Annotated in this window: 21 protein-coding genes and 1 pseudogene; 18 read left to right on the top strand and 4 right to left on the bottom strand. The window is 65.1% G+C overall.

Annotation, left to right across the window (positions count from 1 at the left end):
- Window positions 1–154: 154 nt before the first annotated feature.
- Genes OKW28_RS39230 through OKW28_RS39220 form a run of 3 tightly spaced genes read left to right on the top strand, consistent with a single transcriptional unit; the run spans window position 155 to window position 2,598 of the window.
- Complete coding sequence (locus OKW28_RS39230) at window positions 155–1,384, top strand: D-alanyl-D-alanine carboxypeptidase family protein (protein WP_429453395.1); 1,230 nt, start codon at window positions 155–157, stop codon at window positions 1,382–1,384.
- 13 nt (window positions 1,385–1,397) lie between these two features.
- On the top strand, window positions 1,398–2,357 hold the full coding sequence (locus OKW28_RS39225) for a D-amino acid aminotransferase (protein WP_429453393.1): 960 nt from the start codon (window positions 1,398–1,400) through the stop codon (window positions 2,355–2,357).
- Entirely contained in the window at window positions 2,329–2,598 is a 270-nt protein-coding gene (locus OKW28_RS39220) for a DUF493 family protein (RefSeq protein WP_018419275.1), read from the top strand. The genes OKW28_RS39225 and OKW28_RS39220 overlap by 29 nt, the downstream gene beginning before the upstream one ends.
- 19 nt (window positions 2,599–2,617) lie before the next feature.
- On the opposite strand, the gene OKW28_RS39215 is transcribed toward OKW28_RS39220, so the two are convergent.
- Entirely contained in the window at window positions 2,618–3,601 is a 984-nt protein-coding gene (locus OKW28_RS39215) for a transcriptional regulator GcvA (RefSeq protein ID WP_429453391.1), read from the bottom strand.
- A gap of 98 nt (window positions 3,602–3,699) precedes the next feature.
- Between OKW28_RS39215 and OKW28_RS39210 the strand changes: the two genes are divergently transcribed.
- The 7 genes and pseudogenes from OKW28_RS39210 (at window position 3,700) to OKW28_RS39180 (ending at window position 11,911) form a co-directional block, all read left to right on the top strand.
- Window positions 3,700–4,026, top strand: coding sequence for a DUF2917 domain-containing protein (locus OKW28_RS39210; protein WP_184002639.1), 327 nt, complete (start codon window positions 3,700–3,702; stop codon window positions 4,024–4,026).
- A gap of 119 nt (window positions 4,027–4,145) precedes the next feature.
- Window positions 4,146–4,871 carry a lipoyl(octanoyl) transferase LipB gene (gene lipB / locus OKW28_RS39205; protein ID WP_429453389.1) on the top strand — a complete coding sequence of 242 codons (726 nt, stop codon included), beginning with the start codon at window positions 4,146–4,148 and terminating at the stop codon, window positions 4,869–4,871.
- A gap of 13 nt (window positions 4,872–4,884) precedes the next feature.
- A complete protein-coding gene (lipA, locus tag OKW28_RS39200) occupies window positions 4,885–5,892 on the top strand; it encodes a lipoyl synthase (RefSeq protein WP_429453387.1) in 1,008 nt (335 codons plus the stop codon).
- A 111-nt stretch (window positions 5,893–6,003) separates the two neighbouring features.
- Window positions 6,004–6,756 (top strand): glycerophosphodiester phosphodiesterase, encoded by a 753-nt coding sequence (gene ugpQ / locus OKW28_RS39195; RefSeq protein ID WP_429453385.1) that lies wholly within the window; start codon window positions 6,004–6,006, stop codon window positions 6,754–6,756.
- Window positions 6,757–7,132: 376 nt separating this feature from the next.
- Window positions 7,133–8,413: a dicarboxylate/amino acid:cation symporter gene (locus OKW28_RS39190; protein ID WP_429453384.1), complete on the top strand. Its 1,281-nt coding sequence runs from the start codon at window positions 7,133–7,135 to the stop codon at window positions 8,411–8,413.
- A 49-nt stretch (window positions 8,414–8,462) separates the two neighbouring features.
- Entirely contained in the window at window positions 8,463–10,529 is a 2,067-nt protein-coding gene (locus OKW28_RS39185; protein ID WP_429453382.1) for a sensor histidine kinase, read from the top strand.
- A 31-nt stretch (window positions 10,530–10,560) separates the two neighbouring features.
- Window positions 10,561–11,911, top strand: a pseudogene (locus tag OKW28_RS39180) (sigma-54-dependent transcriptional regulator).
- 53 nt (window positions 11,912–11,964) lie between these two features.
- Here the strand turns inward: OKW28_RS39180 and OKW28_RS39175 are convergent.
- On the bottom strand, window positions 11,965–12,501 hold the full coding sequence (locus OKW28_RS39175) for a TlpA disulfide reductase family protein (RefSeq protein WP_184026536.1): 537 nt from the start codon (window positions 12,499–12,501) through the stop codon (window positions 11,965–11,967).
- A 183-nt stretch (window positions 12,502–12,684) separates the two neighbouring features.
- On the opposite strand from OKW28_RS39175, the gene OKW28_RS39170 reads away from it, so the two are divergent.
- Window positions 12,685–13,368 carry a hypothetical protein gene (locus OKW28_RS39170; protein WP_429454604.1) on the top strand — a complete coding sequence of 228 codons (684 nt, stop codon included), beginning with the start codon at window positions 12,685–12,687 and terminating at the stop codon, window positions 13,366–13,368.
- A gap of 332 nt (window positions 13,369–13,700) precedes the next feature.
- Here the strand turns inward: OKW28_RS39170 and OKW28_RS39165 are convergent, their stop codons facing one another.
- Window positions 13,701–15,311, bottom strand: coding sequence for a YifB family Mg chelatase-like AAA ATPase (locus OKW28_RS39165; RefSeq protein ID WP_429453380.1), 1,611 nt, complete (start codon window positions 15,309–15,311; stop codon window positions 13,701–13,703).
- Window positions 15,312–15,431: 120 nt separating this feature from the next.
- Complete coding sequence (locus OKW28_RS39160) at window positions 15,432–15,686, bottom strand: accessory factor UbiK family protein (protein ID WP_026228952.1); 255 nt, start codon at window positions 15,684–15,686, stop codon at window positions 15,432–15,434.
- Window positions 15,687–16,072: 386 nt separating this feature from the next.
- Here OKW28_RS39160 and OKW28_RS39155 point away from each other — a divergent pair, with 386 nt between their 5' ends.
- The 7 genes from OKW28_RS39155 to ptsP all read left to right on the top strand — a co-directional run bounded on the left by OKW28_RS39155 (window position 16,073) and on the right by ptsP (window position 23,843).
- On the top strand, window positions 16,073–16,411 hold the full coding sequence (locus OKW28_RS39155) for a P-II family nitrogen regulator (RefSeq protein ID WP_013088261.1): 339 nt from the start codon (window positions 16,073–16,075) through the stop codon (window positions 16,409–16,411).
- A 46-nt stretch (window positions 16,412–16,457) separates the two neighbouring features.
- A complete protein-coding gene (locus OKW28_RS39150; RefSeq protein ID WP_429453378.1) occupies window positions 16,458–17,960 on the top strand; it encodes an ammonium transporter in 1,503 nt (500 codons plus the stop codon).
- A 252-nt stretch (window positions 17,961–18,212) separates the two neighbouring features.
- On the top strand, window positions 18,213–19,502 hold the full coding sequence (gene gshA, locus OKW28_RS39145) for a glutamate--cysteine ligase (RefSeq protein WP_018434736.1): 1,290 nt from the start codon (window positions 18,213–18,215) through the stop codon (window positions 19,500–19,502).
- Window positions 19,503–19,606: 104 nt separating this feature from the next.
- Window positions 19,607–20,563 carry a glutathione synthase gene (gene gshB / locus OKW28_RS39140; RefSeq protein ID WP_429453376.1) on the top strand — a complete coding sequence of 319 codons (957 nt, stop codon included), beginning with the start codon at window positions 19,607–19,609 and terminating at the stop codon, window positions 20,561–20,563.
- Between the two features lie 246 nt (window positions 20,564–20,809).
- The gene (locus OKW28_RS39135; RefSeq protein ID WP_184026555.1) at window positions 20,810–21,337 is read left to right on the top strand and encodes a PTS sugar transporter subunit IIA; all 528 of its coding nucleotides are present in this window, start codon (window positions 20,810–20,812) and stop codon (window positions 21,335–21,337) included.
- Between the two features lie 124 nt (window positions 21,338–21,461).
- Entirely contained in the window at window positions 21,462–21,731 is a 270-nt protein-coding gene (locus tag OKW28_RS39130) for an HPr family phosphocarrier protein (protein ID WP_018419292.1), read from the top strand.
- A gap of 369 nt (window positions 21,732–22,100) precedes the next feature.
- Entirely contained in the window at window positions 22,101–23,843 is a 1,743-nt protein-coding gene (gene ptsP, locus OKW28_RS39125; RefSeq protein ID WP_090805570.1) for a phosphoenolpyruvate--protein phosphotransferase, read from the top strand.
- Window positions 23,844–23,929: the final 86 nt, after the last annotated feature.

Here is a 23,929-nt window from a genome sequence, read left to right as displayed (position 1 = left end):
GGCGCGGCCGGGTGCGCAGCGCTGCGCTCGCGAACCGATTGCGTCGCCATCAGTCCAACGGGCGCCCGCCGTTTTACGGCCAGATGCCCCGCCGACCGGCTCCCCCAACTCCGCGCGCTGTCGCGCAACGTATTTTTCTGCACGAATCGACCCTATGCGTTTCTCCTCCTCTGGCCGCACGTCATTCCCGTCACTCGCCTCTTTCGTTCCCGCTTCGCTCAATCGCGCCATCGCCGTCGGCCTCGTGCTGCCGGCCACGCTCGTCGCCAGCACCGCGTTCGCGCAGGTGCCGCCGCCGGGCGTCAACGCGCGCTCGTGGGTGCTCGTCGACGCGACCAGCAACCAGGTGCTCGCGTCCGCCAATGCCGACGAGCGCGTCGAGCCGGCGTCGTTGACCAAGCTGATGACCGCGTATCTCGTGTTCGAGGCGCTCGACACGAAGAAGATCACGATGGATCAGAGCATCGAGCCGAGCGAAGCCGTGCGGCGCGTGCGCAACGACGAATCGCGCATGTTCATCGAGGCGCTCAAGCCGGTGACCGTGCACGACCTCGTGTACGGCATGATCGTGCAGTCGGGCAACGACGCGGCAATTGCGCTCGCCGAACTGGTGGGAGGCAGCGAGGCGCAGTTCGTCGACATGATGAACAAGGAGGCGCAAAAGCTCGGCATGACGCACACGCATTTCGCCGACGTGAACGGCATGCCCGACCCGCAGCACTACACGACCGCGGGCGATCTCGCGATCCTGTCGGCCCGCCTGATTCGCGACTATCCCGAGTACTACAACATCTTCTCGGTCAAGGAATTCACGTACAACAAGATCAAGCAGCCGAACCGCAACCGTCTGCTGTGGATCGACCCGACCGTCGACGGTCTGAAGACCGGTCACACGCAAGGGGCCGGCTACTGCCTGATTGCGAGCGCGAAGCGTCCGCTGCCGGGCACGACCGACGCGTCGCGCCGTCTCGTCTCGGTGATGATGGGCGAGACCAAGGAGCACGACCGCGTGCAGGACAGCCTGAAGATGCTGAACTACGGCTACACCGCCTACGACACGACGCGTCTGTACAAGGCGAACCAGGTCGTGGCCACGCCGCGCGTCTACAAGGGTTCGCAGGACAGCGTGCAGGTTGGCGTGAAAAGCGACCAGTACATCACGCTGCCGAAGGGCGCCGCCGACAAGGCGAAGCCGCAGATCGAACTCAACGATCCGCTCGTCGCGCCGATCGCAAACGGCCAGCAGATCGGCACCGCCAAGCTCGTCGCCGACGGCAAGGTGCTCGCGCAATTCCCGGTGGTCGCGCTGCAGCCGGTGCAGCAAACCGGTGTGGTGGGCCGCGTGTGGGATTCGCTGATGCTGATGTTCAACAAGAAAAAGTAAGGGCTACGTCGCAATGACCGTCGTCTCCGGGGTTTCGCCGGACCCGATCGTTCATCTGAACGGCGAACTGGTGCCGTTGTCCGAAGCGCGCGTGCCGGTGCTCGACCGCGGCTTCATTTTCGGCGACGGCATTTACGAAGTGGCGCCGTTGTACGCGCACGCGAGCGGACGGCGCACCGCGTTTCGTCTGAAGCAGCATCTGGCGCGTCTCGCGCGCTCGGTCGGCAAGATCGGCATCGCCAATCCGCTCGACGACGCTGGCTGGCGCGAACTGATCGGACGCGTGGCCGAGGCCAACGAAACGGACGGCGGCTTGCGTGCCGATCAGGACGCGATCGCATACATCCAGGTCACGCGTGGCGTCGCGAAGCGCGCTCACGCATTTCCGGCCGGCGTGAAGCCGACCGTGTTCGTGATGGTCACCGCGCTGAACCTGCCCGCCGCCGCGCAGCGCGCAAGCGGTGTCCCGTGCGTGAGCGCCGAGGATCGTCGCTGGCTCAATTGCGACATCAAGTCGGTGTCGCTGCTCGGCAACGTGCTGATGGCGCAATACGCGGCCGAAAACGACGCCTTCGAGACGCTGCAGTTCCGCGATGGTTTGCTGACCGAAGGGTCGTCGTCGAACGTGTGGATCGTGAAGGATGGCGTGCTGGCCGCGCCGCCGCGCAGCAACAGGATTCTCGAAGGGATCCGCTATGGGCTCATCGAGGAGCTGACGGCCGAATGCGGTATCCGCTTCGAAGCGCGCGACATCACCGAAGCTGAAGTGCGCGCGGCCGATGAAATCATCGTCAGCTCGGCGACCAGGGAAGTGCTGCCGGTCACGCGGCTCGATGGCGCGCCGGTCGGCGCGGGCCGCCCGGGCGTGGTGTTTGCGGAGCTGTATGCGGCGTATCAGCGAGCCAAGGCGGCTGAAGCCGCCGCGGCGGAAGAAGGAGTAGAGAATGAATCCCGAGAACGACTCACTGTTTGAATTCCCCTGCGATTTCCCGATCAAGATCATGGGCAAATCGCACCCCGAGTTTGCCGCGACGATCGTCGAAGTGGTGCGCGTGTTCGATACCGAGGTCGATGCGTCGCGCGTCGAGACGCGGCCGTCGAGCAGCGGCACCTACACGGGGCTGACCGTCCACGTGCGGGCGACGAGCCGCGCGCATCTCGACGACATCTATCGCGCGCTGACCGGCCATCCGATGGTCAAGGTCGTGCTGTAACACCGCGCGGTTTTTCACCTTACGGCGCGACGCGCAACGCGTCCGCCGTCACACCCTGCGCCGCCAGGCGCGCGCGCGCCGCGGGACCCGCCTCGCAGGCGAGATCGAACAGCAGTCTGAAGCGCGCCACCTCGTCGAACACCCAGTCGCGAAACGCCTTGACCCGCGCGGTCCCCAGCATCTGCGGCAGGCAGACCAAATAGTATTGCCACGGGCTCGGTCCATCCACATCAAAGAGCCGCACGAGCCGGCCCGCCGCGATCTCGTGCATCGCGAGCGAGCGGCGCGTCAGCGCGACCCCCTGGCCGTCGACGGCCGCCTGCAACAGATTCGACGAATCCTGATACAGCACGCCGCGCTTCGGCTCCGGCCAGTCGGCGAGGCCGGCGGCGTCGAACCATGGGCGCCATAGCTCGTCGTCGGAGCGCAGCAGCGGGACTTTGGCGAGATCGGCCGGGGTTTGCGGCAGCTTGCCGCCGTTGAAGTTGGGCGAGCAGGCGGGGAAGAAAATCTCGTCGAGCAGCAGTTCGGCGTGCAGCCCCGGATATTTGCCGAAGCCGAAACGGATCGCGACGTCGACGTCGTCGCGCGCGAAGTCCGTCAGCGCATTGGTGGTCAGCAACTCGAGATCCCACTGCGGATTTGCCTCGATAAAGCTGCCGATGCGCGGCGTCACCCAGCGGGCCGCGAACGACGACAGCATCGATATCACGAGGCGCCGCTCGCGGTCGCCGGCACGGATCGCGCGAGTCGCGTCGGCGAGCTCCATCAACGCGGCGCGCACCTGGGTGGCGTAGCGGCGGCCGGTTTCGGTGAGGCGCACGCGCTTGCCGTCGCGCGCGAACAGCGACACGCCGAGCTCGGCCTCGAGCGCGCGGATCTGGTGGCTGACCGCGCCGTGCGTGACGAACAACTCGTCGGCGGCGCGCGAAAAGCTCTCGTGGCGGGCGGCGGCTTCGAACGCCTTGATCGCGTTCAGGGCGGGGAGTTGACGCAGGTCCATTGCAATATTTCTCACATAGACGTGAAAATTGATCGTTTTGCCCAAGTCCTTGCTGCACCTAGGATTCTAGTCATGAAACGATTTTTGGCGAGGGCCTCATGCGAGAAATCTCCTCTAGCATTGCATATGAAATCCGCACTGGCGACACGCTGCCGCTGAAGGTCGCGCGCAGCACGAAGTTGCGCGTGCATGGCGGCGCGGTGTGGGTCACGCGCAGCGACGACACGAAGGACTACTGGCTGCAGCCCGGGCAGACGCTGCATCTGCGGCGCGGCGAGCGGCTCTGGCTCAGCGCCGAGGGCGCCACGTTCGCGAAGGTTACGTTCTCGGTGCCGACGCGCTGCGACGAGCGCGCGCTGAACTGGCTCGCTCGCATCGGCGAGCGCTGGATGATGCGTGTGCGCGGCGGCTGGCGCACCGTTTGACGGTGGCGCGGCGCAAAAGCCGTGCATGACGACGGAGCCGGCAGCGTACCGGCCCCGGCTGTGCAGGTTCCCGGTGGCCTCGGGCGCGGTTTCCGAGATTTCGGTAAACTCCCGGAATCATGTGTGCCGTCCCGGTCTCGCCGTCTCCTCTACCTGCCATCGAGCCGCCCATGCTGCGCTGGCTCGGCCGCGAACTCTACGAAGCCAGTTTCGACGCGATGCGCGCCTTCACCGACGCCCGCACCGCTGACACCGCCGACGAAATCTGGCTCGTCGAACATCCGCCCGTCTTCACGCTCGGCCAGGCCGGCGATCCGGCGCACCTGCTCGCGGCAGACAGCAACATTCCGCTCGTCAAGGTCGACCGCGGCGGGCAGATCACGTATCACGCGCCCGGCCAGGTGGTCGCATATCTGCTGCTCGACCTGCGTCGGCGCAAGCTGATGGTGCGCGAGCTGGTCACCCGGATCGAGCAGGCCGTGATCGACACCCTCGCGGCGTATAATCTCGCCGGAGAACGCAAGGCGGGCGCCCCCGGCATCTACGTGGCACCCGGGCCCGACGCCGGGCTCCATGCCGGCGCCAAGATCGCGGCGCTTGGCCTGAAAATCCGCAACGGCTGCAGCTATCACGGCGTGAGTCTGAACGTGAACATGGACCTGCGGCCGTTTCTCGCGATCAATCCATGCGGCTACGCGGGGCTCGAAACAGTCGACATGGCAACGCTCGGCGTCGCCGCCGGCTGGGACGACGTGGCCCGTACCCTCGCAGCAAGTCTCACCGCAAACCTCGACGGCAATCCCGCGGCCGTCGCCCAACCGCAGACCGGTGCGCTCACCGCCTGACTGGATCGAACGAATGACTGACGTAACCGCGAATTCCGCAGCAGCCACCCCCGCGCCCGAAGGCGTGCCGGCCCCCGCCGCCTACGACGCTACCGCGAAGCAGAAAGCGCAAGCCAAGACCGCGCGCATCCCGATCAAGGTCGTCCCGATCGAAAAGCTGAAGAAACCGGACTGGATCCGCGTCAAGGCGGCCACCGGCAATTCGCGCTTCTACGAGATCAAGCAGATCCTGCGCGAGCACAATCTTCACACGGTGTGTGAAGAGGCGAGCTGCCCGAACATCGGCGAATGTTTCGGCAAGGGCACCGCGACCTTCATGATCATGGGCGACAAGTGCACGCGCCGCTGCCCGTTCTGCGACGTCGGCCACGGCCGTCCCGATCCGCTCGACGCCGACGAACCGGCCAACCTCGCGCGCACCATCGCTGCGCTGAAGTTGAAGTACGTGGTGATCACCAGCGTCGACCGTGATGATCTGCGCGACGGTGGCGCGGCGCACTTCGTCGAATGTATCCGTCAGACGCGCGAGCTGTCGCCGCAAACGCGTATCGAAATCCTGACGCCGGACTTTCGTGGCCGCCTCGACCGCGCGCTCGGCATCCTGAACGCGGCGCCGCCCGACGTGATGAACCACAACCTCGAAACGGTGCCGCGTCTGTACAAGGAAGCGCGCCCGGGGTCGGATTACGCGCATTCGCTGAAGCTGCTGAAGGACTTCAAGGCGCTGCATCCGCACGTCGCGACCAAGTCCGGCCTGATGGTCGGCCTCGGCGAAACCGAAGAGGAAATCCTGCAAGTGATGCGCGATCTGCGCGAGCACGACGTCGACATGCTGACGATCGGCCAGTACCTGCAGCCGTCGGAGCACCATCTGCCGGTCCGCGCTTACGTGAATCCGGACACCTTCAAGATGTACGAGGAAGAGGCGTACAAGATGGGCTTCACGCACGCCGCAGTGGGCGCGATGGTTCGTTCGAGCTATCACGCCGACGTGCAGGCGCATGGAGCCGGCGTGGTCTGACGCGCTGGCGCCTCGCCGCTGTTGCCTCGCTTCACGCCCGCAGAAACGAAAAGCCCGCCGATGTGCGGGCTTTTTTCATAGACCGCTCTTCTATCAGCAAGGAAACGACACGTGGCAACCCCGATGGATCGCGGGACCTCCGCACAATGGCCTTATCCGCGGCTGATCGCGCACCGCTGCGGCGGTACGCTCGCGCCGGAAAACACCTTGGCCGGTTTCGACGCCTGCGTGCGCTACGGCTATCGCATGGTCGAATTCGACGCGAAGCTGTCCGCCGACAACGCGTTGTTCCTGCTGCATGACGACACGCTCGATCGCACGACCAACGGCCACGGGCCGGCGGCCACGCACACATGGCAGCAACTCGCCGCTCTGGATGCCGGCGCGTGGCGCGGCGCGGAGTTCGCCGGCACGCGGCTGCCGACGCTGGCTGACGCAGCCGAGCGTTGCGCGCGCGACGGCATCGCGGCGAACATCGAGATCAAGCCGTGTCCGGGCCGCGAAGTCATCACCGGCGCACTGGTCGCCCAAGGCGCGCTCGAGCTTTGGCAAGGGCAGACGCCGCCGCTGGTGTCGTCGTTTTCGTTCGACGCGCTCGCCGCCGCGCGCGATGCCGCGCCGTCGCTGCCGCGCGGCATGCTGTTCGAGCGGGTGCCGGCGGACTGGCTGCGCATCGTGCGCGAACTCGACTGCGTCTCGCTGCACGCGAGCCACCGCTATCTGAGCGAACCGCTGGTCGCGCAGATCCGCGCGGCCGGGCTGCGCGTGCTCGCCTACACGGTGAACGATCCGGCGCGCGCGCGGTTGCTCGAAGAATGGGGCGTCGACATGATCTGCACGGACCGGATCGATCTGTTGACGTGACGTTGCGCTCGCAAGCTCCGTACAAACCCCTGCGGGTTTACCCGCAAACGCGCGCGCACCGAATTCCGGATTCCCCGACAGCGCTCGTCCGGATTTCCGGAAACCCGGACGGCGCGCGCCGAGCTGTGCCGGAAAACCCATAAAAATCAAGGCTTCCAGTCTGAAATCAAACTGGCATCGACCTTGCAAAAGAAAGCGCGTGGCCGCCACGGCCCGACAAAAAAGCAAGGAGACAAAATGTCCGATTTCCCTTCCCGGTATTTCTGAATTCGTCGTCTTTGCAGCGGTCCGCCAACGTGCGCCCGCGCGACGACGTTTCGTTCGCGTGTCGCGCGTCGCGGCGGGTCATCAGCTCATATCCCTCGCAGGAACCATCGTGAAGAAACCTATCCATAAAGTGCTGTACGTCCAGGTGATCGTGGCGATCATCATCGGCATCGTACTCGGGCATTTCTACCCGAACCTCGCCATCGACATGAAGCCGCTCGGCGATGGTTTCATCAAGCTGATCAAGATGGTGATCGGGCCGATCATCTTCTGCACGGTCGTGACGGGCATCGCCGGCATGGAGGACATGAAGAAGGTTGGACGCGTTGGCGGCAAGGCGCTGTTGTACTTCGAAATCGTCTCGACCTTCGCGCTGGTGCTCGGCCTCGCCGCCACGCACCTGCTGCGACCCGGCGCCGGCTTCAACGTCGATCCGGCCTCGCTCGACGGCCGCGCGGTTGCGTCGTATGCCGCGAAGGCGCACGGCCAGTCGACGGTCGACTTCTTCATGCACATCATTCCGGACACGCTGTCGTCGGCGTTCGCGCAGGGTGAGATCCTGCAGATCCTGTTGATCGCGCTGCTGTTCGGCGCCGTGCTCGCGACGGCCGGTGAGAAGGGCAAGCCGGTGACCAACTTCATCGAAGGGCTCTCGCACATCCTGTTCGGCATGGTGCGCATCATCACGAAGCTCGCGCCGATCGGCGCGTTCGGCGCGATGGCCTTCACGATCGGCAAGTACGGCATCGGCTCGCTGCTGCCGATGCTCAAGCTGGTCGGCACGTTCTATCTGACCTCGATCGTGTTCGTGGTGGTCGTGCTCGGCGCGATCGCGCGGGCGGTGGGCTTCAACATCCTGCGTTTCGTCGCATACATCAAGGAAGAGATGCTGATCGTGCTCGGCACGAGCTCGTCCGAAGCCGCGCTGCCGCAGTTGATGCTGAAACTCGAAAAGCTCGGCTGCTCGCGCTCGGTGGTGGGCCTCGTGGTGCCGACCGGCTACTCGTTCAACCTCGACGGCACCAACATCTACATGACGATGGCGGTGCTGTTCATCGCTCAGGCGACCAACACCGACCTCACGTGGGGCCAGCAGCTGACGCTGCTCGCGGTGACGATGCTGACCTCGAAGGGCGCGAGCGGCGTGACCGGCGCGGGCTTCATCACGCTCGCGGCGACGCTGGCCGTGGTGCCGACGATTCCGCTGTCGGGCATGGTGCTGATCCTTGGCATCGACCGCTTCATGAGCGAGTGCCGCGCGCTGACGAACATCGTCGGCAACGGTGTCGCGACGGTCGTCGTGTCGGCCTGGGAAAAGGAGCTCGATCGCAGCAAGCTGAACAAGGTGCTGCGCGGCGAGGTGGCGGTCAAAGAGCCGGCCGGCGTTTGAGTCGCGCCTCGCCAACCCTGTCGTGACCAGCGAGCGCGGACGCTTGAGCATGAAACCGGCGTCCGCGCGATCTTCCGAGGCGTCTGCCGGCGAAACCGCCGGCAAAAGTCGCGGCCCAGCCCGCGACGCGTCTGGCGGCGATGCCTTGCCGCCCTATGCCACAATGTCCGATGCACATCGATCGGACTTTGCCAACGTGACCCGCCGCCTGCTGATTCTCTTCGCGCTCGCAGCCGGGCTCGCGGCGGCATGCTGGCTCACCTACAGCCTTGCGTGGAAAAGCGGTGTCGACACGCTGCGGCGCAACGCCGCCGTGCGCGCCGAGCGCACCGCGAGCGCGCTCAAGAGCACGCTCGAACGCTACGAATCGCTGCCGTATCTGCTCGCCGAGCATCCGATCGTGCAGGACGTGCTGATCGACCCGAATCCCGCCAACGTCGAGCGCGCGAATCTCTATCTCGAAGACCTGAACCGCCACGCGCGCGCGACGGTCACCTACATCATTTCGCTCGACGGCTACTGCATCGCCGCCAGCAACTGGCGCGGGCCGGGCAGCTTCGTCGGCGCGGGCTATCAGTTCCGGCCGTATTTCGTCGATGCAATGAAAGGCGGCGTCGGCCGCTTCTTCGGCATCGGCACGATTTCGCAGGCGCCCGGCTACTACATCTCGCAGCCGGTGCGGCGCGACGGCAAGATCGTCGGTGTGGCAGTCGTCAAGCTCGATCTCGAATGGTTTCAGGGCGTGGACGCGTCCGAGCCGCTCGTCGTCACCGACGATCATGGCGTGATCTTCCTGTCGTCGGTGCCGGCATGGAAATACCACACGATTCGGCCGCTGCCCGGCCAGATCGCCGATTCGATCTACCAGGCTCGCCAGTACGCGCGGCAGCCGATCGAGCCGCTACCGGTGACGGTCGAGCGCATGCTCGAAGGCAATGCGCAGATCCTGCGCATCGGCGGCGGGCGCTCCGCGCCGCGCTTCCTCGCGTCACGTCACGCCATGGGCGAGCCGGACTGGCATCTGATCACGATGTCGCCAGTCGATCCGGTCGATGCCGACGCGCGCAAGGCGACCATCGTCACCGGCTTCGGCTATGTGTCGCTGGTGCTGCTCGCGTTCTACTGGCGCATGCGGCGCGCGCGCGTGCGCGAAATGATGCGCAGCCGCACGCTGCTGCAGAAGGCCTATGCCGAGCTGAACCAGCGCGTCGCCGAGCGCACCGCCGATCTGTCCGAGGCGAACGAGCAGTTGCACAAGGAAGTCGCCGAACGTACACGCGCCGAGCAGGAACTGCGCGCCGCGCAAGACGAACTGATCCAGGCGAGCAAGCTGGCCGCGCTCGGTCAGATGGCGGCCGGCATCACGCATGAGCTGAACCAGCCGCTCGCCGCGCTGCGCAGTTTTTCCGATAACACGCGCGTGTTGCTCGAACGCGGCGATCAGGCATCGGCGCGCGAGAATCTCGAAGCGATCGCGGCGCTCACCGAGCGCATGGGCAAGATCACGAACCAGCTGAAGCTGTTCGTCGGCCGCGCGCGGCCGCGCAGCGCGCGCGCGTCGATCGTGCGGGCCCTGCGCAACGTCGTCGCGTTGCTGCAAAAGCGCCTGCAGGGCGTCGAACTCGAGTTCGTGCTGATCGATACCGCGGCCGACACCGACACCGACGCCGCCGCTGCCGCAGGCAGCGCGCGCACGCCGCTGAATCTCGCCGACGATCATCCGGAGCTGGTCGCGAATTGCGACGATCTGCGGCTCGAACAGGTGCTGATCAACCTGCTCGGCAACGCGCTCGACGCAACCGCCGGCATCAACCCGCCGCGTATCACGGTCGAGGTGGCGGCCGGCGTCGCGAACCTGTCGATCGCGGTCGGCGACAACGGCCCCGGCATTCCCGACGACGTGTTGCCGCACCTGTTCGAACCGTTTTTCACGACGAAGGAAATGGGCCAGGGGCTCGGCCTTGGCCTCGCGATTTCATCGTCGATCGCGCGCGATTGCGGCGGCTCGCTCGTCGCGCGCAACGCGCCGCACGGTGGCGCATCATTCGTGTTGACGCTGCGTCGCGCGCGCGTGCAGACCAGCCCCTCGCACGATCCGCTGACCGCGGGCTCCTGATTTCACCCCGAAGCATCACCCGGAACACGCAATGCAAGACGGCCTGCAAGTGCTGTATATCGAAGACGATGAACTGGTGCGCCGCGCGAGCGTGCAGAGCCTGCAACTGGCGGGCTTCGACGTGGTCGGCCATGCGTCGGTCGAGGCCGCGGCGAAGCTGATCAGCGCGGACTTCTCCGGCGTGATCGTCAGCGATATCCGGCTCCCCGGCGCGAGCGGTCTCGACCTGCTCGCGCAGTGCCACGAGCGCGCGCCCGACGTGCCGGTGATTCTGGTCACCGGCCACGGCGATATCTCGATGGCCGTGCAGGCGATGCGCGACGGTGCCTACGACTTCATCGAAAAGCCGTTCGCGTCCGAGCGGCTGATCGAAACCGTGCGGCGCGCGCTGGAGCGCCGCAAGCTCGTGCTCGAAAACCTCGCGCTGCGCCGTGAGCTGGCCGGGCAGAACGCGGTCGCCCCGCGCATCATCGGCCGCAGTCCGGCGATCGAGCAGGTGCGGCGGCTGATCGCCAACGTCGCGCCGACCGATGCGTCCGTCCTGATCAACGGTGATACCGGCGCGGGCAAGGAGCTGATCGCGCGCAGCCTGCACGAGCTGTCGCCGCGGCGTGACAAGCCGTTTATCGCGGTGAACTGCGGCGCGCTGCCCGAGCCGATGTTCGAATCGGAGATGTTCGGCTACGAGCCGGGCGCGTTCACCGGCGCGGCCAAACGGCGGATCGGCAAGCTCGAACATGCGTCGGGCGGCACGCTGTTTCTCGACGAGATCGAGAGCATGCCGCTCGCGCTGCAGGTCAAGCTGCTGCGCGTGCTGCAGGACGGCGTGCTGGAACGGCTCGGCTCGAATCAGCCGATTCGCGTCAATTGCCGCGTGGTCGCGGCTGCAAAAGGCGACATGGCCGAGCACGTCGCGGATGGCTCGTTCCGTCGCGATCTGCTGTACCGGCTCAACGTGGTGACGATCGCGCTGCCGCCTTTGAGCGAGCGTCGCGAGGACATCGTGCCGCTGTTCGAGCATTTCCTGCTCGATGCTGCCGTCCGTTATCAGCGGCCGGCGCCGATGCTCACCGATCGCCAACGTGCGAGTCTGATGCAGCGAGACTGGCCGGGCAACGTGCGCGAGCTGCGTAATGCCGCCGACCGCTTCGTGCTCGGCATCGCCGACGAACCGGTGCTGTCGTTCGGCGAAGACGGCGGGGCTACCCATCCGCTGAAGGAACGTGTCGAGCAGTTCGAGCGCGCGATGATCGCCGAGGCGTTGGAGGAGGCGGGGGGTTGTGGTCGCGGTCGCGGCGGACCGGCTGCAGCTCGGCAAGGCGACGCTCTACGAGAAGATCAAGCGATATGGCCTTGCGGCCAAAGGGGAAGGGGAGCGGTGAGGAGGCGGACGCCGGCGGCGGGAGGTTGGGCCGGCGCGTGGGGTTGTGCCGGCTTAAGCCGCGCCAGCCTTCAGCGCTTTCGCGAGCAACTGGTCGAGTTCCGCGAACTGCGGCTCGCCGACATAGCGCTTCAGGATCTTGCCGTCTTTATCGACGACGAAGGTGGTCGGCGTGAGCTGCACGTTGCCGAACCGCTTGGCGGCCGAGCCGTCGTCCATCGCGACCTTGAACGGCAGCTGACGCGTCTGCGTGTAATTGGTCACGTACATCGGCGCGTCGTAGTTCATTGCCACCGCGACGAATTCGAGGCCCTGGCCCTTGAAGCGGTTATAGGTCTCGACCATCTGCGGCATTTCCTTCATGCAGGTGTCGCAACTCGTTGCCCAGAAGTTGACCAGATAAACCTTGCCTTTGAGGTCCGCGGTCGTGAGCTTCTGTCCCGATAGCAGCGTGAAGGTCGCATCGGGTACGCGCTGCTGGCCGGCAAACGCGAAGTAACCGGCGACGGCGAGCGCAATGGCCACGGCCACCGCAATCAGATAGCGAAGCGGGTTCGTGCGCCGGACGGCGGTCGGTGAATTGGAACTCATGGACGGAACCTCGTGAGTCGCGCGCGGCGCGGAACAATGGGGCGGTGTGGTGGCCCGCGGGCCGGTACTGAAACGCTTTTCCATTGTAACTCCAATGGGTTCGGCTGCGCTCCGCGCGTCGGCCCGGCAGTCGATCAGCGGATAATGGCGCTTTACGCTCCGAGAAGCCCGATCTTTCGCCCCATGCTCCGAACCGTTCTTCGCGTCTGCTCTTTAGTTGCCCGCGTTTCTTGCCGTTTTCCGTTGGTCAGCCGATTGTCCGCCCGCCGTGCGGGCGTCTTCCAACCGGCGGGCCTATTTCTCCGCGCATTCACGCGATCCTGTCACGCTCGAAACGTGATCGGCGCGGCGTCGGCCGCGTTGGCGCTCGGCGTTGCGCTCAGCGCCTGCTCACCGACCTTCGACTGGCGCACCGTGATGAACAACGACAAGGGCTACACGGTCGACTTCCCAGCCAAGCCGGGCAACGATCAGCGTGCGGTGCAGATCGGCGGCACACCGATGCAGATGGCAATGCAGACCGCCGAAGCGGGCAATGCGGTCTTTGCGGTTGGCACCGTGATACTGCCCGACGACAGCGACGCGACCCAGCGTGCCGCACTCGATTTCCTGCGCGCGGGACTGGCGCGCAATGTCGGCGCGACGCCCGATGCTCACTCAGCGCAAATCCCACTGGCGGCGGGCGGCAAGATACCGGGGCTGGAAATGACGGTGAGCGGCGCGGCGGGCGCCAAACACGAGACGCGCACGGTGTATGCGCGGCTCGTCGCGCGCGGCCGGCACGTGTACCAGGCGGCGATCATCGCCGATCAACCGCTGCCGCAAGACCAGGTCGACCAGTTTTTTTCGTCGTTCCAGCTGTACTAAATGCGGTATTTTTGGCCAATCGGGCGCACCTCAGAGTGCCGAACGCAGTGAAAGTTCCTTCGCAGGTTTGTACGCTAATTGCCGGTTTACGTTGAGATTTTTGGGTTACGCGCACAGCCTGTGGATAACTCTGTTGAGAAGTCGGCATCAATGGCCGCAAAAGCCCATCAGGCGGGCCTTCCGGCAAAATCCACAGGCGTAGGGCATTTAAAAAAATACATTTAAATCAATGGCTTAGCGAGATGCTCGTCCGCGCGCTTTTGAGTTGTATCAAAATCTAACAGGATCGCGCGTGTGTGAATAAGTCAAGTCTTGACAGTCGTTTTTTCTCCTCATAACGAGCCAAAAGCGCGGCGGTATTGGATTGCCTCGGCGACATGCGCGGCGCTCGGCATCGCCGCGCCAGCCAGGTCCGCGACGGTGCGCGCGACCTTCAACACCCGGTAGTACGCCCGCGCCGACCAGCCAAAGCGCTCGCCGGCTTCGCGCAGCAGCGCCTCGCCCGCTGCGTCCGGGCGGCATACATCGTCGACTTCGCGTCCGTCCAGCTCGCGGTTGGTCTTGCCTTGCCGGGCCAGTTGCCGCTCGCGCGCAGCGCTCACGCGCTGTGCGATCGCGACGCTTGCTTCGCCGGTGGTGGCGGCGCGTGCCGCGAGTTCGGTGGCGGTCAGTGCTGGAATTTCGAGCTGGATGTCGATGCGGTCGAGCAGCGGTCCCGACAATTTACGCAAATAGCGCGCCGCAACTTCAGGCGTACAGCGGCAGCGCCCGCCCGGATCGCCGCGCCAGCCGCACGGGCACGGGTTCATTGCGGCGATCAGTTGGCAGGCGGCGGGGAAATCCGCTTGCCAGGCGGCGCGCGAGATCGTGATGCGGCCAGCTTCGAGCGGCTCACGCAGCGTTTCGAGCACCACGCGATCGAATTCGGGAAGCTCGTCCAGAAAGAGCACGCCCAGATGCGCGAGCGTGATCTCGCCAGGCTGCGGCGGATTGCGTCCGCCGACCAGCGCTGCCGCGCTCGACGAATGGTGCGGCGCGCGAAACGGCCGCTGACGCCACTGCGACGGCTTGAAGCCGATGCGGCTCGCGGACAGTAGCGCGGCGGAGGCGAGCGCTTCGTCGTCGGTCATGGGCGGCAGCAAGCTGGGCAGGCGTGCCGCGAGCATCGACTTGCCGGCGCCGGGCGGTCCGATCAGCAGCACGTGATGGCCGCCGGCCGCCGCGACTTCGAGGGCGCGCCGAGCGGCGCGCTGGCCAATCACGTCGGCCATGTCCGGCGCCGGGGCGGTGGCGTGCTCGTTGTGCTCGGGCGCGACGACCGGACTAAGACGCGCGTCCGGCGAGCCTGCGAGATGCGCGCATAGCGACGGCAGATCGGCGGCGCCGAACACGTCGACGCCGGGCACGAGCGCCGCTTCCGCCGCGCTCGCGGCCGGCAGGTAAAGCTGTGGGGTACGGAAGGCCGGTGCGGCTAGTTGATCGAGGAGGGCGGGCAACGCGGAACGCGCTTCAGATGAGGCGTCGGCATCGCCGGCGTTCGCCAGAGCGCCGCGCGCGGTGCCGCAGGCCATCGCGAACGCGCCGCGCATCGGTCGCAGCGCGCCGGTCAGCGACAGCTCGCCGGCAAACTCGCGATGGAGCAGCGATTCGGCGGGAATCTGTCCGCTTGCGGCGAGGATGCCGAGCGCGATTGGCAGATCGAAACGACCGGATTCTTTCGGTAGATCGGCGGGCGCGAGGTTGACGGTGATGCGGCGGACTGGAAAATCGAAACCGCAGTTCTGCAGCGCCGCGCGCACGCGTTCGCGGCTCTCACGCACTTCCAGGTCGGGCAGGCCCACGATCGAAAAGGACGGCAGTCCATTGGCGAGGTGAACCTCGACGGTCACTTCGGGCGCACGGCCAGTGGCCGGCGCGCGGCTGCGCACCACGGCAAGCGACATATTCTCTCCCGTCGGACAGCGCGCTCACATCGCGCGCAAATCCCCTAAAACGCTGATGACGTCACGGCCCGCTTGCCTGTGATGTGCGGCACTGCGCAGCGCGAAGGCTGCGAGCAGCGCTTACGGCGTCTGCGTGAGCGGCAATTTCTGCTCGAGCTCGGCGACGCGGCGCTCGAGTTCTTCGAGGCGCGCGCGCGTACGCACGAGCACCTGGGTCTGCGTATCGAATTCCTCGCGCGTGACCAGATCGAGCTTCGAGAAGCCCTGCGACAGCATTGCCTTGACGTTGCGTTCGACATCCTTGGCCGGCGAATTCTTGAACAGATCGCTGACGCGAGCCTGGAAGTCGTTAAAAACGTCGTTCGGTTGTTTCATCGTGTTCCCCTTGGCGCACAAAAAATGTGCATGTTTCATTGCGCCCGTGCCCCGTTACGGCGAACGGGCGATCCTGGTGCGCGCGACGTATTGGTTGCCGCGGCCGCGTGAGCGTGTTTGGTGCGCGCCCTCGCGTTCAGAACGTTCGAACACTCTAGCAACGATCCCCCCGCCGCGCCACCGCCCGCCGCGCCGCTGGCCGTTCGGACAAGGCCGCTCGGGCGCGCTGCGCCACGCGCGCGAGGCGCGCTCCGACACAACATGGCATAGGAGTTGCTGTTACTGCCCCGCGCGCGCACTGCCAGGGTACTTTCCGGTAGCGCAGGAGACCGCCGTCACGGGTACGCCACGGGGCACAACGGATCAGCAACAACGAGGAGGATTTCATGAAACTCATTACCGCAATCATCAAGCCGTTCAAGCTGGATGAAGCGCGCGAAGCCCTGTCGGCGATCGGCGTGTCGGGCATCACGGTGACCGAAGTCAAAGGCTTCGGACGGCAGAAGGGCCACACCGAGCTGTATCGGGGCGCCGAATACGTCGTCGACTTTCTGCCGAAGGTGAAGATCGAAGCGGCGGTATCGGACGACATCGTCGATCAGGCGATCGAGGCGCTCGAGCGCGCCGCGCGTACCGGCAAGATCGGCGACGGCAAGATCTTCGTCACGCCGATCGAGCAGGTGGTTCGGATCCGCACCGGCGAGACCGGCGCGGACGCACTGTAAAAGACCAGAACATAGCGACACGGATAGCGATAAGAGGAAAACCAAGATGCGCAAACTAATGATGTCCCTGCTGATGGCCGGCTCGCTGCTCGCGGGCGGTGTCGGCACCGCCCTCGCGGACGATGCGTCCGCTCCCGCAGCCGCCTCCGCTCCCGATACGACGGCGAGCGCGCCCGCACCGGACGCCTCCGCCGCAGCCGCTGCCCCGGCGGCCTCGGCTCCCGCCGCCGATGCGTCCGCCGCGCCGGCCGCAAGCGCACCGGCCGCCGCCGATGCATCGGCCGCCGCCGCACCGGCCGCCCCAACCGCACCGTTCTCGGTCGATTCATCGAAGATCAACTCCGGCGACACCGCGTGGATGCTGACCTCCACCGCGCTCGTGCTGTTCATGACGATCCCGGGTCTCGCGCTGTTCTACGGCGGCATGGTCCGCAAGAAGAACGTGCTCGCGACGCTGATGCAAAGCTTCGCGATCACCTGTGTCGTGACGATCGTCTGGACCGTGGTCGGCTACAGCCTCGCGTTCACGCCGGGCGGCTCGTTCATCGGCGGCTTCTCGCGCGTGTTCATGACGGGCATGAACTACATCAAGGGCGACAAGGCCACGATGCTGACCGTCAGCCATCTCGCGCCGACGATTCCCGAGACGGTCTACTTCGTCTATCAGATGACCTTCGCGATCATCACGCCGGCGCTGATCACCGGTGCGTTCGCGGACCGCATGAAGTTCTCGGCGATGCTGGTGTTCATGACGCTGTGGTCGATCATCGTCTACTCGCCGATCGCGCACATGGTGTGGGAGCCGAGCGGCTGGCTGGCTAGCGCGGGCATCCTCGACTTCGCGGGCGGCACGGTGGTGCACATCAACGCCGGTATCGCGGGTCTGGTCTGCTGTCTGGTGCTCGGCAAGCGCGTCGGCTATGGCAAGGAAGCGATGGCGCCGCACAACCTGACGCTCACGCTGATCGGTGGCGCGATGCTGTGGGTCGGCTGGTTCGGCTTCAACGCGGGTTCGGCCGTGGCAGCGGACGGCCGTGCCGGCTTCGCGATGTTCGCGACGCAGGTGGCGACCGCCGCGGCGGCGCTTGCGTGGATGTTCGCCGAATGGGCAGCCAAGGGTAAGCCGTCGGTGCTCGGTATCGTGTCGGGCGCGGTCGCGGGTCTGGTGGCGATTACGCCGGCGTCGGGCTTCGTCGGCACGGTCGGCGCGCTCGTGATCGGTATCGTCGCGGGTGTGGTCTGCTTCTGGGCGGCCACGTGGCTCAAGCACAAGTTCGGGTACGACGATTCGCTCGACGCGTTCGGCGTGCACTGCATCGGCGGGATCATCGGTGCGCTGCTGACCGGCGTGTTCGCGGTCAAGGACATCGGCGGCTCGGACGGCAGCGTGATCCTGCAGGCGAAGGGCGTGCTGACGACGCTGATCTACAGCGGCGTGGTGAGCTTCGTGCTGCTGAAGATCATCGACATGGTGATAGGCCTCCGGGTGACCGAAGAGCAGGAGCGCGAAGGCCTCGACGTGAGCCTGCACGGCGAGAAAGTCGAATAACGGAGAACCTGTCCCGGTTCCGCCCGCGCTCGCGGGCCCGTCAGTAAGAAAAAATGGTTAAGCAAGCGCAGCAATTTCGCCCGCCTTCATGGCGGGCTTTTTTCTTGCTGATCGGGTTGCGAACGGCGATTTTCCGCGCCTATCATCGAGATAGGGAGAATGCATTCGAGTCTGCTTGCGAATGGAGAAACCGTCCCCAAATGGACAAAGCATTTGCTCTACAATCTTTTTTCTCCAGTCTGCGAGTGATCAATGGTTCCGCACCTAGTTACGGCGTTAAACGGCCCGCTGCTCGACCTCGAGCGGAAGATCCTCGACGCCACGCCCGCTATCGAACGCTGGTTCCGGCTCGAATGGCAGGAGCACACGCCACCGTTCTACTGTTCCGTCGATCTGCGTAACGCGGGCTTCAAGCTCGCGCCGGTCGACACCAATCTGTTTCCCGGCGCGTTCAACAATCTGCCGCAGGAAGTGCTGCCGCTCGCGGTGCAGGCCGCGATGGCCTCGATCGAAAAGATCTGCCCGGACGCGAAGAATCTGCTCGTCATTCCCGAGCGTCACACCCGCAACGCGTTCTACCTCGAAAACGTCGCCCGGCTTGCGTCGATCATGCGCCAGGCGGGTCTGAACGTACGCTTCGGCACGCTCGACGAAACCATCAACGGCCCGGTCACGATTGCGCTGTCGGACGGCCAGAAGCTGGTGCTCGAACCGCTCGAGCGCTCGCAGCGGCGCCTTGGTCTGAAGAACTTCGACCCGTGCTCGATCCTGCTGAACAACGATCTGTCCGGCGGTATTCCGCCCGTGCTCGAAAACCTGCACGAGCAGTACCTGCTGCCGCCGCTGCATGCGGGCTGGGCGGTGCGTCGCAAGTCGACGCATTTCTCGTGCTATGACGACGTCGCGAAGAAGTTCGCGAAGATGGTCGAGATCGATCCGTGGATGATCAATCCGTATTTCGCGCACGTCGAGGGCGTCGACTTCCAGCAGCGCACAGGCGAGGAAGCCCTTGCCGATGCGATCGACGGCGTGCTGAAGAAGATCGCGCGCAAGTATCGCGAGTACGGCATCTCCGAAAAACCGTATGTCGTGATCAAGTCCGATGCGGGCACCTACGGCATGGGCGTGATGACCGTGCACGACGCGTCGGAAGTCGCCGCGCTGACGAAGCGCGAACGCACGCGCATGGCCGCGACCAAAGACGGCCTCGAAGTGCACGACGTGATCGTGCAGGAAGGCGTCTACACGTTCGAGCGCATCGGCGAGGAAGTCGCCGAGCCGGTCGTCTACATGATCGACCGCTATGTGGTGGGCGGCTTCTATCGCGTGCACGGCAGCCGCGAGCGCGACCAGAACCTGAACGCGCCGGGCATGCACTTCGTGCCGCTCGGCTTCGAACACACGGCGCTGCCCGATGCGCACGCGAAGCCCGGCGCGGCACCGCCGAACCGCTTCTATATGTATGGCGTCGTGGCGCGGCTCGGGTTGCTGGCCGCATCGGTCGAACTCGAAAAGACCGATCCTGAAGCGATCCAGGTCTAGGCCACCGCGCGCGGGCAGGATGGCGGCATGCGTGCCGCCATCGCCGTCTTCAAAGACTATATTGACGAACAATGTCACGCCCCTCAGGGCGCACCGGGACTTTCATGGACATTCTTTTCATCGCCGATCCGCTCAGCCATTTCAAGATCTACAAAGACACGACCTACGCGATGATGGCCGAAGCGGCGCGGCGCGGTCACACGGTGTACACCTGCGAGCCGAAGCATCTGGCGTGGACGGGCGGCGATGTCGAGGCGAACGTGCAGCGCATTGCGATCGTCGGCGATACCACGGATCTGCATCGTGATGTCTGGTTCGCCGCCGATGCCGCCACGCCGCGCGCGCTCGCGAGCTTCGGCGCGGTCGTGATGCGCAAGGACCCGCCGTTCGACATGGAATACGTGACGTCGACGTGGCTTCTCGAACTGGCCGAGCGTGGCGGCGCGCGCATCTTCAACAAACCGCAGGCGATCCGCGATCATTCGGAGAAGCTCGCAATCGGCGAGTTCGCGCAGTTCGTCGCGCCGACGCTGGTCACTCGCGACCCGGCGCGTCTGCGCGCGTTCCACGAACAGCACGGCGACGTGATCCTGAAGCCGCTCGACGGCATGGGCGGCATGGGCGTATTCCGCGTGAAGGCGGACGGCATGAACCTCGGCTCGATCGTCGAAATGCTGAGCCACGACGGCGCGCGCTCGGTGATGGCGCAGAAATTCATCCCCGAGATCAAGGAAGGTGACAAGCGCATCCTGCTGATCGGCGGCGAAGTGGTGCCTTACTCGCTCGCTCGCATTCCTCAGGGTAATGAGGTGCGCGGCAATCTGGCGGCCGGCGGACTGGGCGTCGCGCGGCCGCTCAGCGAGCAGGATCGCAAGATCGCCGATACGCTCGCGCCGGTGCTGGCGGCGCGCGGCCTGCTGCTGGTCGGACTCGATGCGATCGGCGACTGGCTCACCGAAGTCAACGTCACGAGCCCGACGTGTTTCCGCGAGATCATGGACCAGACCGGCTTCGACGTCGCCGCGATGTTCGTCGACGCGCTGGAGCGCGGGGTCGGCTGACGCGTGGTGGCGCTCGCGTGGCGCGCCGACGCAGTGGCCTTGATTGCCCGGCTGCACCCCCAATCTGTGTAGTAAATCCGCATCAGGCGTGGCGTCGGGATTGGCGCGAAAATGAGGCTGCTACAATGCCCGCTCGCCCGGCGATGCATTCCCGCCCTCGCGACCCACGGCCGGTCCGCGGCGATGGCGAACCGGGCTCGAGTCCCGGTCCACGGTTTGGGGCCGTTCTTTTGCAGTAAGGCTGATATGGCAGGCATTCTGATCATTGCGCACGCTCCATTCGCCACCGCGTTGCGCGATTGCATTTCCCACATCTATGGCGGTTTGCCGGCGCGTATCGGCGTGATCGACGTGTCGCCGGATTGCGATCCTGCGCAGGTCGTCGCGTTCGCGAATTCGGAAGTCGTGCGGTTGAAGGAAGAGAACGGCGCGCTTGTGCTGACCGACATGTTCGGCGCGACGCCGGCCAACATCGCGGGCCGGCTCGCCACCGTGCCGGACGTGCGTGTACTGTGCGGCGTCAATCTGCCGATGCTGGTGCGCGCGGTCTGCTATCGCGCGACGCCGCTCGACACGCTCGTCGACAAGGCGCTCGCCGGCGCGACCAAGGGCGTGCACGCGATCGGACCGGCGATGCCGACACCGGTCACGCCGCCAGTGTGCGCTGCCGAGTGCCTGCCGGCGCTGCCGCCTGACGCGGCGGCCGCCGACTGTGTTCCCGCTTTGCCGGCCGATGCCGATCTGACGCAAAAGACGGACGCGCCCGGCCTGTAAGCCGGGCTGGTTACCAGGCAAGCTTCGACGGATTCAACCGGTTTCGCATCGGTGCCGATCGCATTGAAGCCGCTTTGCAGTAACACTTTTCACCATTTCATTCACCCGCGCTTCGGACCATCACATGCTGCAACAGGAAACGACAATTGTGAACAAGCTGGGGCTGCACGCGCGCGCGTCGGCCAAGTTGACGCAACTCGCAGGCAACTACCAGGCGGAAATCTGGATGAGCCGCAATGGCCGTCGTATCAACGCGAAGAGCATCATGGGCGTGATGATGCTGGCCGCGGGCATCGGCAGTACCGTGCTGATCGAAACGGAAGGCACCGACGAACAGGACGCGATGGACGCGCTCTTGAAACTGATCGCCGATAAATTTGGCGAAGGTCAATAAAGTCGCGCGCTCTGCGTTCGACAAACCCGAAAATGCCGCGGCTTAGTCCGCGGTTTTTTTCGCCGCCGACATCTGAATATCAGAAGAGGCGCGCTGTTAATCGACATTAAAGGGATCTAGAAGCGGCGCGAAAGCCATCGGGAAGAGTGCGTAAGACGACATGCGTTTTCAATGTTTAAACCATATGATTTGTGCGACGCGTATAAAGCGAAGCTTCGCCGGGTACGAGGGCACCTCATCGCGATAATCCGTGCTGCGCTGCACACACCGCCGACACACTTCAAAAAGGCGCGGAATTTATAATGCCCAGTACAGTCTGAGAGCATTGCAGCGGTTTGCCGCGGCATTACACAACTAGAGGAGGTGCGCGTGTCATTCACGCTGCATGGAATTCCCGTGTCACGCGGTATCGCCATCGGGCGGGCCTATCTGATCGCCCCGGCAGCACTCGACGTAGACCACTATCTGATCGAACCGCCCCAGATCGAAGGGGAGGTGGGGCGTTTTCGCGCGGCTCAGCAACGCGTGCATGAAGAACTCAACGTATTGCGCGCCGATCTCGCCGCGGATGCCCCGAGCGAAATGGGCGCGTTCATCGACGTTCACACGATGATCCTGAACGACGTCATGCTCGTTCAGGAAACCATCGACCTGATCCGCACGCGCCGCTACAACGTGGAATGGGCGCTGACCGAACAGCTCGAAAGACTGTCGCGCCATTTCGACACTATTGAAGACGAATACCTGCGCGAGCGCAAGGCCGATATCGAGCAGGTCGTCGAGCGCGTGCTGAAGGCGCTCGCGGGCGCGCCGGGCATCGTCGGCAACGTGCATGGCGCGTGCGACGAGATGATCGTGGTCGCGCACGACATCGCGCCGGCCGACATGATGCAGTTCAAGACACAGACGTTCCAGGGCTTCGTCACCGATCTCGGCGGGCGCACGTCGCATACCGCGATCGTCGCGCGCAGCCTCGGCATTCCGGCCGCGGTCGGCGTGCAGCATGCGAGCGCGCTGATCCGCCAGGACGATCTGATCATCGTCGATGGCGACCACGGCATCGTGATCGTCGATCCCGCGCCGATCGTGCTCGAGGAATACTCGTACCGGCAAAGCGAGAAGGAGCTCGAGCAGCGCAAGCTGCAACGGCTCAAGTTCTCGCCCACGCAAACGCTGTGCGGCACGCGCATCGAACTGTGCGCGAACATCGAGTTGCCGGACGACGCGCGCGCGGCGGTCGAATCGGGCGCGACCGGCGTGGGTCTGTTCCGCACCGAGTTTCTGTTCATGAATCACAAGCACCGGATGCCCGAAGAGGAGGCGCAGTTCAGCGCGTATCGTCGCGCGGTCGAACTGATGAACGGCTTGCCGGTCACGATCCGCACGATCGACGTCGGCGCCGACAAGCCGCTCGATTCGATGGGCGGCGACGGCTACGAGACTGCCGCGAATCCGGCGCTCGGTTTGCGCGCGATTCGCTGGAGTCTGTCCGAGCCGCAGATGTTCCTCACGCAGTTGCGCGCGATCCTGCGCGCGTCGGCGTTCGGCAGGGTGAAGATCCTGATCCCGATGCTCGCGCACGCGCAGGAAATCGACCAGACGCTCGATCTGATCCGCGAAGCGAAGCGTCAACTCGACGACGCGGGTATCGCTTACGATCCGAACGTGCAGGTGGGCGCGATGATCGAGATCCCGGCCGCCGCGATCGCGTTGCCGTTGTTTCTGAAGCGGCTCGATTTCCTGTCGATCGGCACTAACGATCTGATTCAGTACACGCTCGCGATCGATCGCGCGGACAACGCGGTCGCGCATCTGTACGACCCGCTGCATCCGGCCGTGCTGCATCTGATCGCGTTCACGCTGCGCGAGGCGAAACGCGCGGGCGTGCCCGTGTCGGTGTGCGGTGAGATGGCGGGCGATCCGGCGTTGACGCGTCTGCTGCTCGGCATGGGTCTGACCGAGTTTTCGATGCATCCGAGCCAACTCCTCGAGGTCAAGCAGGAGGTGCTGCGCTCGCATCTGAAGACGCTCGAAAAGCCCGTTGCCGACGTGCTGGCTTCGTTCGAGCCGGAGGAGGTGCAAGCGGCGCTCAAGCGGGTCGCGCTGGTTTGAATCTGACGCGCATCGTCGTGCCTCGTTGAACGAAAAACGCCGCACATGTGCGGCGTTCCGCTATTTCGGCGTCACGCGAACGGGCA

Origin of the sequence: Paraburkholderia sp. 40, from assembly GCF_050434105.1 — a bacterium.
Classification (GTDB): Bacteria; Pseudomonadota; Gammaproteobacteria; order Burkholderiales; family Burkholderiaceae; genus Paraburkholderia; species Paraburkholderia tuberum.
This window is presented reverse-complemented; position numbering and strand designations above follow the sequence as displayed.

Coding starts and splice junctions, on each gene's coding strand:
- OKW28_RS39230 (WP_429453395.1), top strand. CDS start 155: ATGCGTTTCTCCTCCTCTGGCCGCACGTCATTCCCGTCACTCGCCTCT.
- OKW28_RS39225 (WP_429453393.1), top strand. CDS start 1,398: ATGACCGTCGTCTCCGGGGTTTCGCCGGACCCGATCGTTCATCTGAAC.
- OKW28_RS39220 (WP_018419275.1), top strand. CDS start 2,329: ATGAATCCCGAGAACGACTCACTGTTTGAATTCCCCTGCGATTTCCCG.
- OKW28_RS39215 (WP_429453391.1), bottom strand. CDS start 3,601: ATGGACCTGCGTCAACTCCCCGCCCTGAACGCGATCAAGGCGTTCGAA.
- OKW28_RS39210 (WP_184002639.1), top strand. CDS start 3,700: ATGCGAGAAATCTCCTCTAGCATTGCATATGAAATCCGCACTGGCGAC.
- lipB (WP_429453389.1), top strand. CDS start 4,146: ATGTGTGCCGTCCCGGTCTCGCCGTCTCCTCTACCTGCCATCGAGCCG.
- lipA (WP_429453387.1), top strand. CDS start 4,885: ATGACTGACGTAACCGCGAATTCCGCAGCAGCCACCCCCGCGCCCGAA.
- OKW28_RS39185 (WP_429453382.1), top strand. CDS start 8,463: ATGAAACCGGCGTCCGCGCGATCTTCCGAGGCGTCTGCCGGCGAAACC.
- OKW28_RS39175 (WP_184026536.1), bottom strand. CDS start 12,501: ATGAGTTCCAATTCACCGACCGCCGTCCGGCGCACGAACCCGCTTCGC.
- OKW28_RS39170 (WP_429454604.1), top strand. CDS start 12,685: ATGCTCCGAACCGTTCTTCGCGTCTGCTCTTTAGTTGCCCGCGTTTCT.
- OKW28_RS39165 (WP_429453380.1), bottom strand. CDS start 15,311: ATGTCGCTTGCCGTGGTGCGCAGCCGCGCGCCGGCCACTGGCCGTGCG.
- OKW28_RS39160 (WP_026228952.1), bottom strand. CDS start 15,686: ATGAAACAACCGAACGACGTTTTTAACGACTTCCAGGCTCGCGTCAGC.
- OKW28_RS39155 (WP_013088261.1), top strand. CDS start 16,073: ATGAAACTCATTACCGCAATCATCAAGCCGTTCAAGCTGGATGAAGCG.
- OKW28_RS39150 (WP_429453378.1), top strand. CDS start 16,458: ATGCGCAAACTAATGATGTCCCTGCTGATGGCCGGCTCGCTGCTCGCG.
- gshA (WP_018434736.1), top strand. CDS start 18,213: ATGGTTCCGCACCTAGTTACGGCGTTAAACGGCCCGCTGCTCGACCTC.
- gshB (WP_429453376.1), top strand. CDS start 19,607: ATGGACATTCTTTTCATCGCCGATCCGCTCAGCCATTTCAAGATCTAC.
- OKW28_RS39135 (WP_184026555.1), top strand. CDS start 20,810: ATGGCAGGCATTCTGATCATTGCGCACGCTCCATTCGCCACCGCGTTG.
- OKW28_RS39130 (WP_018419292.1), top strand. CDS start 21,462: ATGCTGCAACAGGAAACGACAATTGTGAACAAGCTGGGGCTGCACGCG.